This window comes from Methanocaldococcus infernus ME (assembly GCF_000092305.1).
GTDB classification, from domain to species: domain Archaea; phylum AGJL01; class Methanococci; order Methanococcales; family Methanocaldococcaceae; genus Methanocaldococcus; species Methanocaldococcus infernus.
Window position 1 is genome coordinate 826,865 of record NC_014122.1, and the last position, 15,673, is coordinate 842,537.

General features: G+C 31.2%; 13 protein-coding genes and 2 pseudogenes. 8 read left to right on the forward strand and 7 right to left on the reverse strand.

The features are described from left to right. Window positions 1–365: 365 nt before the first annotated feature. From cas8a1 to cas1b, 6 genes and pseudogenes are all read left to right on the forward strand, one after another. Window positions 366–1,721 (forward strand): type I-B CRISPR-associated protein Cas8b1/Cst1, encoded by a 1,356-nt coding sequence (cas8a1, locus tag METIN_RS04600; protein WP_013100330.1) that lies wholly within the window; start codon window positions 366–368, stop codon window positions 1,719–1,721. Next, window positions 1,718–2,815 (forward strand): type I-B CRISPR-associated protein Cas7/Cst2/DevR, encoded by a 1,098-nt coding sequence (gene cas7i / locus METIN_RS04605; protein ID WP_013100331.1) that lies wholly within the window; start codon window positions 1,718–1,720, stop codon window positions 2,813–2,815. The genes cas8a1 and cas7i overlap by 4 nt, the downstream gene beginning before the upstream one ends. After that, window positions 2,802–3,449: a type I-B CRISPR-associated protein Cas5b gene (gene cas5b, locus METIN_RS04610; RefSeq protein WP_013100332.1), complete on the forward strand. Its 648-nt coding sequence runs from the start codon at window positions 2,802–2,804 to the stop codon at window positions 3,447–3,449. Before cas7i ends, cas5b begins: the two co-directional genes overlap by 14 nt. Beyond that, a complete protein-coding gene (locus METIN_RS04615; protein WP_013100333.1) occupies window positions 3,427–5,652 on the forward strand; it encodes a CRISPR-associated helicase/endonuclease Cas3 in 2,226 nt (741 codons plus the stop codon). Before cas5b ends, METIN_RS04615 begins: the two co-directional genes overlap by 23 nt. A gap of 13 nt (window positions 5,653–5,665) precedes the next feature. Then, window positions 5,666–6,169, forward strand: a pseudogene (gene cas4 / locus METIN_RS04620) (CRISPR-associated protein Cas4). Window positions 6,170–6,181: 12 nt separating this feature from the next. Continuing rightward, on the forward strand, window positions 6,182–7,150 hold the full coding sequence (gene cas1b / locus METIN_RS04625) for a type I-B CRISPR-associated endonuclease Cas1b (RefSeq protein ID WP_013100334.1): 969 nt from the start codon (window positions 6,182–6,184) through the stop codon (window positions 7,148–7,150). On the opposite strand, the gene cas2 is transcribed toward cas1b, so the two are convergent. Next, window positions 7,147–7,404: a CRISPR-associated endonuclease Cas2 gene (cas2, locus tag METIN_RS04630; protein WP_013100335.1), complete on the reverse strand. Its 258-nt coding sequence runs from the start codon at window positions 7,402–7,404 to the stop codon at window positions 7,147–7,149. The genes cas1b and cas2 overlap by 4 nt on opposite strands. Window positions 7,405–8,342: 938 nt before the next feature. Here cas2 and METIN_RS04635 point away from each other — a divergent pair. Beyond that, the gene (locus tag METIN_RS04635; RefSeq protein WP_013100336.1) at window positions 8,343–9,431 is read left to right on the forward strand and encodes a 3-dehydroquinate synthase II; all 1,089 of its coding nucleotides are present in this window, start codon (window positions 8,343–8,345) and stop codon (window positions 9,429–9,431) included. A gap of 2 nt (window positions 9,432–9,433) precedes the next feature. Here METIN_RS04635 and METIN_RS04640 read toward each other — a convergent pair whose 3' ends face one another. Continuing rightward, complete coding sequence (locus METIN_RS04640; protein WP_013100337.1) at window positions 9,434–9,721, reverse strand: UPF0058 family protein; 288 nt, start codon at window positions 9,719–9,721, stop codon at window positions 9,434–9,436. Between the two features lie 110 nt (window positions 9,722–9,831). Between METIN_RS04640 and hypE the strand changes: the two genes are divergently transcribed. Continuing rightward, window positions 9,832–10,788, forward strand: coding sequence for a hydrogenase expression/formation protein HypE (hypE, locus tag METIN_RS04645; RefSeq protein WP_048203561.1), 957 nt, complete (start codon window positions 9,832–9,834; stop codon window positions 10,786–10,788). On the opposite strand, the gene METIN_RS04650 is transcribed toward hypE, so the two are convergent. From METIN_RS04650 to METIN_RS04670, 5 genes and pseudogenes are all read right to left on the reverse strand, one after another. After that, complete coding sequence (locus METIN_RS04650; protein WP_013100339.1) at window positions 10,769–11,632, reverse strand: MEMO1 family protein; 864 nt, start codon at window positions 11,630–11,632, stop codon at window positions 10,769–10,771. The genes hypE and METIN_RS04650 overlap by 20 nt on opposite strands. Window positions 11,633–11,645: 13 nt before the next feature. Next, complete coding sequence (locus tag METIN_RS04655) at window positions 11,646–12,812, reverse strand: TraB family protein (RefSeq protein ID WP_013100340.1); 1,167 nt, start codon at window positions 12,810–12,812, stop codon at window positions 11,646–11,648. Further along, window positions 12,809–13,393, reverse strand: coding sequence for a hypothetical protein (locus METIN_RS04660; protein WP_013100341.1), 585 nt, complete (start codon window positions 13,391–13,393; stop codon window positions 12,809–12,811). Before METIN_RS04660 ends, METIN_RS04655 begins: the two co-directional genes overlap by 4 nt. Continuing rightward, window positions 13,383–14,504: an AAA family ATPase gene (locus tag METIN_RS04665; RefSeq protein WP_013100342.1), complete on the reverse strand. Its 1,122-nt coding sequence runs from the start codon at window positions 14,502–14,504 to the stop codon at window positions 13,383–13,385. Before METIN_RS04665 ends, METIN_RS04660 begins: the two co-directional genes overlap by 11 nt. A gap of 15 nt (window positions 14,505–14,519) precedes the next feature. Next, a pseudogene (locus METIN_RS04670) lies at window positions 14,520–15,607 on the reverse strand (ATP-binding protein). Window positions 15,608–15,673 lie beyond the last annotated feature (66 nt).

The window sequence follows — 15,673 nt, forward strand, 5'->3', positions numbered from 1 at the left end:
AACGGGATGAAGGTTAGGTTCTCCCATTTATTTAAAAAGATCCGAAGTTTGATAAAAACCTTTACTTTCTTTAATACTAAAATAAAACCAAACCTTGAAACCAAAAACAAAATTTCCAAAGGGAAAATAAAATTCTAAAAGCAAATAACCTAAAAAACTAAAAAATCACAATAATTCATAAAAACCGAATATTCAAATTAATAACATTAAGCTACCCTCCGAAGCCAACTAAAAACTCACAAAAATCAAAAAATCCCACCTAAAAACAACAAAAACCTAAAAACAAAAACGTTAAACAAGTAACCGAAAAATAAATAAATCCCAAAATCTACATATAAATTACCAATATTATACTTGGTGTAAATATGGGAAATAAAACATTCTATTGGACAGGGCATCCCTTTGCTGATGCTGGCTTGTCAGCTATACTATTACTAAATAACAAGCAAAATCCTGATGAAATTGATGAGAATGACATTAAAAAGGCTATAGAGTTTGCATCCAATTTATATGCTAAAAATGAATGGGTTAGATATTTAAGTGGGAAAATTTTTCCAAATAATGGATTTATAATGACTAATCCAAGTATGAGTAAGAAAAGAAGTCCTGAAAATATTGCTAAAAACCTATGGAAATTATATGAAAATATTCCAGAAATTTTAGAACCTTCATCAAAAGAGAGAAGATGTATTATCTGTGGTAGAAGAGTTCCTTATGGTAAGGGTGATAGATCTATATTCCCATTGTTGGGTACTGGTAAGATGCTAAATTTCTTTCATTCAGGAAATCCAAAGGGAGAAGATATTTGTGCACACTGTATATTTTTAGCTCAATTTATGCCTTTAGTAGCCTATAACTTATCAAGTGTTTTAGTAATTCACACATATCCATATAGTAAGATGTTAAGATTTTATGATGAAAGTTTAAGACAAGTAAGAATCTCAAGTTTAGTTCCAGATGCTAAAGGATTCAGAAAACCAGAGAATTTTTTCTTTAAATTGTTAATTGATATTACAAAAAATGTTGAAAGTAGTAAATATTGGAAGAATACTGTAGTCACCCTTTACTATTTTATAAATGATAATAGAAGTCAAAATATTGATATTATCTATATTCCAAATGATATACTAAGATTTGTAGCCTTTGCAGGAGAAGTGGATCCTGAAGGTTGGAGAAATATAGTAAATATGGGTTGGAGTAAAAAAGATAATTTAAATTTTGAAGAAATGGAAAAAACAAGAGTAAATGAAGTTTATAAAAAATTGTTAAATGATGAAAGCATACTAAGATATTTCTATGATGGTATAAATAAGAAGGTTAATGCTAGTTGGGAATTATTGGAATTTTATTGTCTGGAGGTGTTAAAATTGGATAAAGAAGCTTTAGATTTTATTAAAGATGTTGGAGATAGAATTATAGAAACCATAGAAAAATTAAATGACAATGATTTAAGGAAAATTGTTGGAGAGTTAGAGAGGTCAACAAAGCTTTATGAATTTGAAAATTTCTTTATAAGAGTTGAGAAAATAAGGCAAAAAAATGGAATTCCAAGATCCCTATTAACTTTTGATGAATTTGCAAGGTTGTTAATGGGTTATGGTGAGGACATAACAATGTCTTGGAAAGTTGTTAAAGATCTCTTATTATTTAGAATTTATGAAAAGCTTCATGATAGGCTAATTAAGACCTCAGAAGAAAACTATGAAGGTGATGAAAAATGAAATTTGTGAGTGGCTTAGTCTTAATTGATGCTCCACACTCTGCTTTAAATATGATGGGAACTGACACCAGTACACCTGATAGAAATAAGGTTGTTGTTAAAAAACTTAAGTGTGGAAGGGATAGCTATGCCTATGTTTCTGCCCAGGCATGGAGATATTGGTGGAGACTAACATTAAAAGAACACTTTAATTGGGAACTCTCTCCTGTGGAAAAGGTTGAAGGTAAGAATCAAGTCTATACTAAAGCCAATCCTATAAAATATCCAGATGATGATATCTTTGGATATATGAAGGCTATGGAAGATTTTACAGTGACAAGAATCTCTCCACTAAAAAACACTCCTCTAATTTCTATACTTCCTGTAAGAAACTCTTTAACTTCTGACTTTGCAAACACCTCAAGGCATGAGGGAGATCCTGTAATATATGAAATGGAGTTTTACTCAACAGTATTAAAAGGGGCATTCTCTTTAGATTTAGATGCAGTTGGTAGATTCTCACTCATTGACAAGGCAGGATTTAGGAATATAATAGACTTTGAGAAATATAAAGAAGATAAAAAGAAGAGTAAAAAATTAGAGAAGATTAGAAAGGAAATAAATTGGGATGAAGAATATTTAAAGGCTGCTAAAGAGATTGGAGTAATAATGAAAAAAAATGAATGGATTATGCCAAATGATATTAGGGCTAAGAGGGCTACTGAAACTATTAAAGCTCTAAAATATTTATATGGTGGTGCTAAGCAAACACTATTCTTAACTGATGTTACTCCTAAATTTATAGCCTTAGGAATGTTCAATGGTGGAATTAACCCATTTATCTCAGATATCTTCTATGAAGATAGGGGAGAAATAGTTTTTAATAAAGAAGCTTTGGTAAAAAGGTTAGAAGAATTTAAAGATGTGTTAGAGTCTAAAAAAATATTCTTTGGATTTGATGAAGGGTTTATCAAAAAATGGGGCTTGGAGGAAATAAAGGATATAAAAATTAATGGAATAGAGGTAATTTATGGGAGTGTTGGGGAAATCTTAGAAGAGATCTCTAAAGAAATTTCTAATTACTATAATTTGGTGTTAAAGGATGATCAGAGTTAAATTAAAGAGTTGGACAGCAACTTTTAGATATCCAACATTTCAATCTGGATATCAGCCAACTCTTCCCCTTCCTCCAATATCAACAATTTTAGGGTTACTTTCTGCTGCAAAGGGAGAAATTGTTAACTTAGAAGATGTTGAATTTTTTGGATACATATTTAAAAGTGAAGGAAAAGGGGTTGATTTAGAAAAGACTTACTACCTAAGTAATGAGAATGAGGTTAAAACAGATGTAATAAGAAGGGAATTTCTATTCAACAATACTTTATACTTATATTTACCAGATGGTTGGAAGACATATTTTAAAAGTCCAAGATATCAACTACTATTAGGAAGATCTTGTGACATTGCCACAGTAGAGGAAATTAAAAAAATTAATTTAGAGATGAAAAGAGAGGTTCCAATTGGTGGAACAATCCTACCATTAGAGGCTAATGTTCCTGGAATGATATTAGCTCTACCTGTGGAATTTGACTACTCTAAAATCCCAAGGTGTGTAAAGTTGGTAAAGCCTTTTGTTCTTTTACCTTATCCAAAAGATAGGAGGAAATTAAAAACATACAGTGGAGAGCTACCATATGATGATGAGCTAAATTTAGGTGTATGGATCTATGACAAATCTCTGTTTAGCTAAATTTAATCCTGATGAACTCTTGGAATGTCATGTTTATGCTACACTAAATGTTATGAGGAGTTTAAAAGATAACTTTTTTTGGGTTCCTGAGCTAACCAATGAAAATTTTTGGGAGCTATTATTTTATGCTATAGTATTACATGACATTGGGAAATGTGCTACAGGCTTTCAAAAGGATCCTAAGAATTGGGGATATAGGCATGAGGTTCTATCTACTCCTTTTGTAGAGTTTTTAGATTATGGTGAAGATGAAAAAAATATGATAGCCTTAGCTATTTTAACCCACCATAAATATATAGATGAGTTAAAGAATAGCCAAATGTTACCAAGGCTATACTATGGAGTATATAAAAATAAAATTAAAGAGCTGTTAGAAAATAAAGGTTATTTAATAAACTTTTACTTTCCAAGAATTGAAGATTGGGAGTTAAGAATATTTAGGAAAAAGTTAAAAAAATTTAACTTGCCAAAAAATTGGGAAGAAAAAATAGGAAATTATAACTTTAATGAGCTATTGGATTGGTATGATGAAAATGTAAGAGAAAAAAAGACAGAATTGATTTTTCTAAAAGGATTGTTAAATGCCTGTGATCACTTAGCCTCAGCTGGTGAGTATAGTATATTAACTCTCCCAAATCTAAAAGAAAGAATTTTTGAAAAAATTAGTAACTTAAGAGAATTACAAGAAAAGCTATTATTTATAAAGAGAAATGCTATTTTAAAAGCTCCTACAGGTTATGGAAAGACTGAAGCTGCCTTGCTATGGAGCTATACAAACTTAGACAGTGTTAGAAAGAGATATCCAAATAGGGTTTTTTACATCCTACCATATAAAGTTAGTATAAATGCTATGTATGAGCGTTTAAAGTCTTATCTTCCTGAGGGGGGAATGGTAGCTCTTTTACACAGCTCTTCCCAATATTACTTATATGTCTCTGGATATGAATATAGGAGATTAACTAACTTGTATAGGAAAATTTATTCTCCAATGAAGGTTTTAACACCCTTCCAAATTATGAAGGCATTCTTTGGAGTAGGATTCTATGAAATGGAGTTATCTGAATTAGCAAAGTCTCTTTTAATTTTTGATGAGATTCATGTTTATGAGCCAAATATCATAGGGATAATATTAGGAATGTTAGATATACTTGTAAATGGCTACAAAGCTAAAGCTCTAATAATGTCAGCCACACTTCCAACTTTTTTAGAAGAGCTGTTTAAAGAGACTCTAAAAGCTGAAGATGTGAAATTTGAAAAAGAAGATCCTGATGAATTTACAAGGCATAGAGTTAGAGTTGTAGATGGAAATGTCTTTGACATAATACAAAATTTAGAATTAAACAAAAATTTCTTTATTTTTGGTGAAATTAAGTTAGAAAAGCCAGTTCTTATAGTTTGTAATACTGTTGATAGAGCAATAGAAGTTTATAAATATTTAAAAAATAAGAAATTTAAAGTATTGCTAATACATGGAAGGTTTACATATGGAGACAGGGAGAGGTTAGAGAAAGAGGTTAGGAAGAATATAGAGCATTATGATTTTATTGTGTCAACACAAGTTATTGAAGTTTCATTGGACATAAGCTTTAATTCAATTCTATCAGAGCCTGCACCATTAGATGCTCTAATTCAAAGATTTGGTAGGGTAAATAGACATGGTTGGAAAGATGGAGTAATTAAAGATGTCTATGTCTTAACTGAAGGCTCTGAGAGGGATAAATATGTCTATAAGGAGTGGATGGTTAAAAATACTTTAAAGGTTCTCCAAGAAATTAATGAAGAATTATTAAGAGAGTCTAAAATACAAGATTACTTAGATGAAGTCTATAAGGATTCAAATAAAATTATTAAAAGTATTATGTCTGCAAAGGATACAACAATAGATATATTTAATAGTTTAAAACCATTATATAGCAGTGAAAATGAGGAAAGATTTTATGAGCTCTTCCAAGGACTTGAGGTTATCCCTATTAAGTATATTGGGAAAGTTAATGAACTTATTGACCAAAGAAGATATATAGAAATCTACAAGTATATGGTTCCACTGTCTATTAGTAAATACTTCTCCATTAAGGAAAAATTAGGAGATGTTTTTAGATATGAGCCAAAACTTAAATCAGTTATTGCCAGTTTAAAGTATGATTCAGAGCTTGGGCTATTGCTTGATAATATTGATATGGATGAGGATCAATGGATAATGTGATAGGTGAACTCTTTTGTATTTAAAAGATGAGCTATTAATTAGGGGAGTTGAAGTCAATTATTTTTTTGTATGTAAAACTAAGTTATGGTATTTTATGAAAAATATTAATATGGAACATGAAAGTGACTTAGTTAGTTTAGGAAAGCTACTACATAAAAGAAGTTATTTTAATGAAGAAAAGGAAGTTTTAATAAATTCAATTAAAATAGATTTTATCAAGAACAATCAATATTTAGAGATTCATGAAGTTAAAAAGAGTAAAACTATGGAAAAAGCTCATGAAATGTAGGCCTTGTACTATCTATATTATCTAAAAAATTTGGGAATTGAGGGAGTAGCAAAAATAAACTATCCAAAGCTTAAGGTGGTTAAAGAGGTTAGATTAGAAGGAAAGGAGAATTATATAGAAGAGGTTATAAATGAAATTGAAAAAATTAGAGCTTCTAAGAAACCACCTAAGCCAGATAAAAAGAAGATTTGTAAAAATTGTGCATACTATGAACTTTGCTATATATAAGTTTGTGATACTATGAGAAAAAAGAGCTTAACCTTACTTACAGATGGTACTTTATTTAGAAAGGAAAATACTATTTACTTTGAAAACAAGTATGGGAAAAAGCCTTTAGCTATTGAAGGAATCTATGATATTTATATCTATGGAAATGTAAATATAAGTTCTCAAGCTCTACACTACTTAGCTCAGAAGGGAATAGTGGTTCATTTCTTTAATCACTATGGCTACTATGATGGAACCTTTTATCCAAGAGAAAAGTTGATTTCAGGAGATCTAACTGTTAAACAAGTTGAGCATTATTTAAATAAGGAGAAAAGGTTAGAACTTGCAAAATTATTTGTTTTTGGTGCTATAAAGAATATAGAGCATAACTTAGTGAAGTTCAAGAATAAATATAAATTTAATAATGAACTAAAAAGGCTGGAAAGTGTAAAAAAGATAACTGAGGTTATGAATATTGAGGGAATTGTAAGAGCAAAGTACTATTCCCTTTGGGATGAAACTTTAAAAGATGAGTTTAAGATAGTTAAAAGAACCAGAAAACCTCCTAAAAATGAAATGAATGCCTTGATTAGCTTTTTAAATTCCAGATTGTATGCTACAATAATTTCAGAAATTTATAATACTCAACTAAATCCATCAGTTAGCTATTTACATGAAGTTGGAACAAGGAGATTCTCATTAGCCTTAGACTTAAGTGAGATATTCAAACCTATTTATGTTGATAGGTTAGCAAATAGGTTGGTTAAACAAAATATTATTAAGAAAAGTCATTTTAGAGATGATTTAAATGGGATGTTATTAACTGATGAGGGAATGAGATTGGTTATAAAATTCTTTAATGAGCTTTTAGAGTCTACTGTTAAGCATCCAAAGCTAAATAAAAATGTAAGTAAAAAGAGATTAATTAGATTAGAGTGTTACAAGCTAATTAAACATTTGTTAGAGGTTAATAAATATTCTCCACTCATTGCATGGTTTTAAATTATATCATCTATAGGGTTTTTCTCTATACCAATAATTTCTCTTTTTGGCTTACTTTTTAATTTATAAATTACAATGGCGTCTTCCTCTTTATTAATAATCATTGATAGTTTAGTTTTAATCCACTCTAATTCAGATTCTGTAACCTCTCCCTCAAATACGCTATTTTGTATCCAATTAAGATGCTTCCTTAAAAAACTTTTTACTTTATTAACTCTTTTTACATTTACATCATATACAATTATGATATACATTTAGAATCACTATAGTGGAGCTTATTTTGAGTTATTTTTGTAATTAGTTTTATTTATTTTTATTGGTTTTTAGGTTGTGTCTCGTTTAAAGTTTTTGTTTTTAGGTTTTTGTTGTTTTTGTATGAGTTTTTTGGTTTTTATTTGGTTTTTAGTTGGCTTCGGAGGGTAGCTTAATGTTATTAATTTGAATATTCGGTTTTTATGAATTATTGGGATTTTTTAGTTTTTTAATTTATTTATTTTTAGAATTTTGTTTTCCCTTTGGAAATTTCGTTTTTAGTTTAAAGGTTTGGTTTTATTTGAGTATTATGGAAAATAAGGATTTTTATTAAACTTCAGATCTTTTTAAATAAATAGAAGAACCTAACCTTCATCCCGTTGATTAGGGATAAAGCTTATATACTATAAGAGCGTACGATATAAACAAGCAAAATTTTGCCTGTAAAATAACGCCCCTAAGGGGATGGAAACTTCATCTCTGGTCTTCTCAACATGCAAAATGTGGAATTGCAAAATAACGCCCCTAAGGGGATGGAAACATGCTCCCCATCTCCACAATCATCTCTAACCTTTTCTAGTAAAATAACGCCCCTAAGGGGATGGAAACGACAAAATTTAACCTGTTTATAATATCTGTTGTTTTCCGTAAAATAACGCCCCTAAGGGGATGGAAACAACTGATGTGAAGTTAGTATCATTTACACTTATTGATGCGTAAAATAACGCCCCTAAGGGGATGGAAATTCAGAAATTTCAAATCTAAGTTCTACTGTCTTATTTTCATGTAAAATAACGCCTCTAAAGGGTTAAAAATAAACTAAATTTAGATACAGATATATTCATAAACCTAAATATTCAAATAAAGCAGAAACAAAGATATAAAAAGATTATTAAAAATATTATAACATTTAAAAAATCCTAAAAAGGTGAAACTTTCTATGAAATTTGGGTGGGTTTGTGCTGCTGATAGGGATAGTTGGGAAGATAGGAAAGAGATAGTAAAGATGGCTTTAGAAAGTTCTATCCCTGTTGTGGTTGTTAGGCCAGAGGATATAGAGAAGGTTAGAGAATTAGGAAATATAAAAGTGGCTTCACATAGCTTAGATGCTGACATAGTCTTAATTAGTAAGAATGATGACATAGAGTTCTTAAAGGAGGCTAAAGAAAAGGGAAAGGAAACAGCTATCTATATCCCAATAGAGTCTAAGGAAGATGAAGAGTTTGCCTCAGAGGTTGCAAGGTTTGGATTTGTTGATTATATAGTTATTGAGGGAAGGGATTGGACAATCATCCCACTTGAGAACTTAATAGCTGATCTCTTCAATAGAGATGTTAAAATTGTTGCCAGTGTTAAGGACCTGAAAGAGGCTAAAACTTCCTATGAGATCTTAGAGAAAGGGACTGATGGAGTTCTTCTAAACCCTGAGAAGTTGGAAGATGTAAAAGAGCTTTCAAAATTAATTGAAGAGCTTAACAAGGAGAAGGTTAAGTTAGACACTGCTGTAATAACCAAGGTTGAGCCTATTGGAAGTGGAGATAGGGTTTGTATAGATACTTGCTCCCTAATGAAGATTGGTGAAGGGATGTTAGTGGGCTCTTACTCAAGAGGTTTATTTTTAGTTCATTCTGAAACTGTTGAAAACCCATATGTTGATACAAGACCCTTCAGAGTAAATGCTGGTCCAGTTCATGCCTATATATTATGCCCAGGGAATAAGACAAAGTATTTAAGTGACTTAAAAGCTGGAGACAAGGTTTTAATAGTTGACAAGGATGGAAATGCAAGAGAAGCCATAGTTGGAAGAGTTAAGATTGAGAAGAGACCTTTAATATTAATAGAAGCTGAGTATAAAGGAGATAAGATAAGGACAATCTTACAAAATGCTGAAACCATAAGGTTAGTTGGAGAGGATGGAAAGCCTATATCTGTTGTTGAGCTGAAGCCAGGAGATAAGGTTTTAATAAAGTATGATGAATATGCCAGACACTTTGGAATGGCCATAAAGGAGAGTATTATAGAGAAATAACTTTATCTCTTAACTCCATTTAAATATTTTAGAGCATTCTCCTTTAATTTCTCAGATAAGTTTTTAGGAATGTCTATTTCTTCCTCTAAGCATTTTGAGATACAGGCTGACAACAGTAAAATAGCTGCCTTCTGCTCATTCTTTAACCTATGGATATGATGGGGCTTAATCTCTAATTTATTGTAAAGCTCTAAGAGTTCTTTACAGTCATTATTTTCACAATCTTTAATAATTTCCTTAGCAAGATAAACAAAAAATTGATGTAATCTCATCAACTGTTCTTTTTGCATCAGCATCCCATAAATCTATTTTACCTTTAACTAAGAAAGAATTTTTTATTAAAAATATTTTTTGGTGAGGTAAATTGATAACTAAGTTACATGGTGCTGGAGGAAAGGTGATGCAGGAGCTAATAAAAAATTTAATATTAAAGAATATTGAGCTTAAAAGAGCTGGCTCCTTAGGGTTGGAAGATTTAGATGATTCCTCAACCATCCTCTTAGGAGATAAAGAGATAGCTTTAACCACTGATGGTTACACTGTTAAACCCATCTTCTTCCCTGGTGGAGATATTGGAAAATTGTCAGTTTGTGGAACTGTTAATGATCTTTCCTGTGTTGGAGCCAAGCCCTTAGCTCTCTCCCTATCTTTAATAATCCCTGAAGGTTTTGAAGAGGAGAAGTTAGAAAGGGTTATAAAATCAATAAACTTAGCCTCTAAGGAGGCTGAGGTTCCAATAATTACAGGAGATACTAAGGTTTCTGATGGCATAGATGAGCTAATCATTGTAACCTCTGGAGTTGGGATTGTTAAAAAGTTAATAAAAGACTCAGGAGTTCAGGAAAATGACACTATTATAGTCTCAGGAACTGTTGGAGAGCATGGCCTCTCTATCTTACTGGCAAGGGAAGGCTTTGAGTTTGAGGGAAATATAGAGTCTGATGTTTCTCCACTGAATAAGATGTTAGAAGAGGTTATTGATAAGGTGGAGGTTCACGCTATAAAGGATTTAACCAGAGGAGGCTTAGCCAATGGGTTAAATGAGCTTTCAGAGAAAAGTAAAATTGGGATAGTTGTAGAGGAAGAGAGGATTCCAATAAAAGATGAAGTAAAAGCCCTATGTGACATCTTAGGCTTAGATCCTCTAACTATGGCAAATGAGGGAAAGGTTGTTATAGCTGTCCCTGAGGAAGAGGCTGAGAGGTGCTTAAAAATTTTAAAAAAGCATAAGTATGGAAAAGATGCTGAAATTATTGGATATGCAACTAAAGAGACAGATAAAGTTTTATTAGATACAGGGTTTGGTAGGAGAATTTTAGAGCCTCCTATTGGTGATCCTATTCCAAGAGTCTGTTAATGGCTATAGAGGAATAACCAACAACAGCCGAGTAATCTCCTGTTACATCTCCAGAGGTTGCATAGGCTAAGAGCTTAGCCCTCTCTCCTCCAAGCTCTTTTAAAGCCCTTATCATAGCCATTACTGGGCCATAACCACACATTGAAATATTATATTTTACAACATCCTCATACAACCTTTTCTCATCCATCTTTATAATGTCATTGATAACAATCCTATCTTTCTCTACAGCTATCTCTTGGGGTTCATAGTGAGAGAGGTCAGAGGAAGCTATAACTACAACTCTTCTATTAAGCTCTTTAGCTACCTTAGCTATAAAGTAACCAACCTCTATAGCAGTTTCATAGTCTTGAAACATCATACAGATAGGAACTATCTTAAACTTAGCTATCTCTAAGAGCTCTAAATGCTTTAAGAAGGGTAGCTGAACCTCTATAGAATGCTCTTGTAAGTGAGCTGTCTCATCTAAGTCAATGATTTCACACTCTCTCCATAGTAAGTCTATAAACTCCTTATCTGGCTCCATATCTCCTAAAGGGGTTCTCCATATATCTGCTGAAACACTAACTCCTGAACCTAAGCCTGTGTGGTTGGGCCCTAAGATAACAGCAGTTATTTCCTCAGAGGGATCAGCATGCTTGGAAAGGGCTAAGTAGGAATGGGCCTGAATAGGGCCAGAGTAGATATAGCCAGCATGAGGGCAAACTAAGCCTAAGATGCTATAAGAGCCAATAGATGGTAACTTTTTAGGACCAAGCTCATGTAAATAACAGCTCTCAATCATCTCTAACAATTCCTCAGGATTTGAAGGATAAAATAAGCCTGCAACTGCTGGATATCTCATTTAGCATCACCTACTATAATAATCCAACAAACTTACCCATGCAGTAAAAAACCCCAATAGAGGCTCCAAGGTTTGAGAGTGTCATCACCAATAATATTTTAAATAAATTGTTATTTAATAGCTCTCTTATTGAAGATGTCTTAAATAAAGAGTTTATATCTTCCTCAGAGATCTTTGTAAATTTTAACTCTACAAGAGCAGTTAAGGTTCCAACAGCCACAAAAGGGAGAGGGATTAGGGTAGTTATAGGAGCTGAAACAAAGGCTATTAAAGCTGTTAATAACCTTCCTCTTGCTAAAATAACTCCTAAGGCTGACAAACCACCAGTGAAGAGAATCCAGTTTAGGGTTAGCATTTTCAGAAGTTGAGGATTAGTTAGAGAGTAGTAAAGAGCATACAAGAAGATAATGATGATGGCTAAAGAAATTGTATATCCTAAAAATTTTGCTAAGCTAAATCTCTTCTTCTTAACCTTTAAGAGCTCATAGATATCTATCTCTTCCCCATTATCTAACTTACTTAAATAGTTAATGATTCCTTTAACATGCCCAGCTCCAACAATAGCTAATACTTTCTCCTTCCCTTTACTAACCTCATAGAGAGTTTTAGCCATAAACTTATCTCTTTCATCTACAAAAACATCATAAATTTTTGGAGACAACTCTTTAAGCATCTCAATAAACTTCTCAGGGTTCTCTTTCATCTCTTTTAAAAGTTCTTCATTAACTTCTCCAACATCTTCCTCAGTGAGGAGAGCCTTTAAGAGATTAATTTTATCCTTAAAGGTTAGCTTCTCTAACAATCTGGAGAAGGTTATTTCAATATCCCTATCTATTAAAGCTATTGGGATATTTTTGGAGTTAGCTACTTCAATAGCTTTTTTCATTTCACTTCCTGGCTTTATCCCTAACTTCTCTCCAATTTCCTTCTGAGATTGGGAAAGAATAAGATAGAGAAAAGTTTTTAGAAATTCCCCTCTCTTTATCACTTCCTTAAAATCTATTTTTTTCTCATCCCTACTAATGAGAGATAAAAATCTCCTCTGATCAAGCTCTACAGCTACAACATCAGGCTCTATCTCCTCTATAGCCTTTTCAACACTCTCAACACTATCCTTAGACACATGAGCAGTTCCTAACAAATAAATGGTAGAGTTGTGTTTTGTCCTATACTCCTTCAAAGTTTCACCTTATATTTAACCAATAGTGGAATAAATTCCTTAACTAACTCTTTATCATAGTTGTAAAGCTTCTTTATCAATTTTACATGACTAATGTTAAAATTTTCAAAGATTTTTAATAATATGGCTTCTTTATTCTTAGCTCTAACTATAATTTTAAATAGAGCCTCTGTAAATTTCTCACCATCTTCTTTAATTAACTTTGGATATGAATAGATGGTTAGAGAGGAAGGAATCTCTGAGAGAGCCTCAGCTGCCCATCTTTTAATATCTTCCACTTCACTATCCAATAGTTTAATGATATATGGGATGTAAAGATAAACTAAATCTTCCCTTTCCCTCCCCACCTTAGTAATAATTTTTAGGCAATATTTAATAATCTCCTTATTTTTGGATTCAACAACATTAGAATAAACTATCTGCTCAAAGTCCAACTCCTTAGTTCTTGTTAGTAAGTTGTAAATAGTGTCTAAGATATCAAGAGAGATTATTTCCTCAACATTCAAGTTGTAAATCTCTTTTAAGCATTCTATCTTTTTCCTCTCATCAAAATTTTCTGATAAAATCTTTTTATAATTCATTTAAAATCACTTCAATATACTTATTGAATTCATCACTCTCCTTAATAGCTTTGTCAATCAACTTAACACTTTTTCCAGTTAAAAGAGCCTCATTTCTTAATTTTTTCAGCTCCAACCTAATTTTAGCCATCTTTGATAATAGCTCTATAACCATATTGTAATCTTTCTTACACTCACTAATTTTCTCTACATTTATATATCTTAACTCTTTCTTTAGCTCTTTTATAACCTCTAATAATTCTAAGGCCCTCTCAGAGTATTTATTAATTAAGTTAAATATAATCTTAGAAACTATTGGAATATCATCAATGTCTTCCCAAAAGATATATCTCAAGATCTCTAAATCTTCTATCTCAGCCACTCTATTCCCTCTAATTAGAGAGTAGCACTTTATAGCCTTAACTCCCTTCTTAAACCTCCTATCAGAGATGTAAATATGGTTTTGCTCTAACTTCTTCCTAATGTCTATTAAATAACCTACAACCTCTGAGATATCAACATCTTTAGCCTTCTCCTGTAAATTTTTAATCTTCTTTATACTAACTTTTGTCTTAGCCTTATATTCTTCATCTAAGTTAATTAATTTAATTAAATTTTCATAACTCTTTATTCCCTCAACAACCTTCCTAAATAGAAATCTATCATAGAAGGCATATAAGCTATTGTCAGGCAATTCATTAGAGGCTCCAAAGATGGTTATTATCTTAGCCCTCTCAATAGTGTCAGCATTATGGAAGATTCTTTCATTCATAATAGTTAGGAGAGAGTTTAATATTGAACTGTTAGCCTTAAATATCTCATCTAAAAAAGCTATCTCACAGTCAGGCAAGAAATTTTTAGTTTTTCTATAAAGTCTATCATTTTCTTTCAGCTCTTTAATTGAGATTGGTCCAAAAATCTCTTCTTCTGTTGTAAATTTTGTTATCAACTTCTCAAAATACTTAGCTTTTATATGAGAAGCTATAGCCCTAACAAGCTGAGACTTTCCTGTCCCAGGAGGGCCTAAGAATAGAGTATGCTCCTTAGCTAAGATTGAAGTTAAAGCTATATCTATCTCCTCTTCTCTCTCTAAAAAATAAGAATTTAGCTCCTCCCTAATTTTTTGTAACATCTTAAACACCAAAAATTAGATAATTTTCTTTATAGCATTCCAAACTAAATAAGATTGGGGTCTTAAAGTGCTTTCAATAGGATCTAAGAATAAAATATTTTTTTAATTAAATATTCTTTTGTATCTTCATCTACAATATATTCATCAACTATATAATCCTCTTTAATTAAATAATTTTAATGCATTAATGATATTCTCAAATTAAATAATTTTAATGCATTAATGATATTCTCATACTCTACTCCTCCAATCTTCCTAATTTTTACCCTAGCTAATAATCTTTTTAGTTTAGAGCACTCATCTTTTAGCATAAAATCTAAAATTTCATTTAAATCTTTATATTTTAACTTATTAAAAACTTTTATTATTAGTACTGGTTTCCTTCCAACGTAGGAGTAAATTAATTCTTTCTCTTCAGTTGATAGTTCTTTACCTAATATTTCCTTAGCTAAAAAATCCATAAATCTTAAAGCAGTCTCTTTATCAAAATCGTCAACTAATAAATATTTAGCTCTACCGTTTAACATCGCCTCGTTATAAACCTTCTCAATAAATAAAGAATCGGAACTTAAGCAAAATACATAAGATAAATGAAGCTCTTTAGTTAAACTTATGAAGTAATTAAAAAGCTCATAAATCAAAAAGCTGTTAATTTTTAAATCCCCTATCTTTTGAAGCTCGTCTAAGATAATTATCGACTTCTTTCCCTCTTTCCTAAGCTCTAATAAAATATTAGTTATATACCTAAAAACATTCCTCTCTTCTTTTTTTGTTAATAACACTTCTAAAACATTTTTAGGAACGGGAATTCCAAAGAGAACGGAAGAATCTTTAATTAAACCTTTAACCAATTCTATAGGATCTTTATCCTCTTCATACTCCTCAAACAAAACCTCTATAAAATCTTCATACTTAGAAATAAAAATCTCTCTTAAGTCAAAATAAAACACCACATATTTATTATCAAGCTTATTAATAACTTCGTTAATTAAAGCCGTCTTTCCACTATTAATAGGGCCATAAATAAAATAGATAAAATTAGGCTCAAACTCCAAAATAGAAAGAATCTCTCTAATTTCTTTTTCTCGATTAAAGAATTTCATAGTTTCACCATAATATTATATAATTTGAATAATAACTATTTAATAAAAATCACTAAATTAAAAATT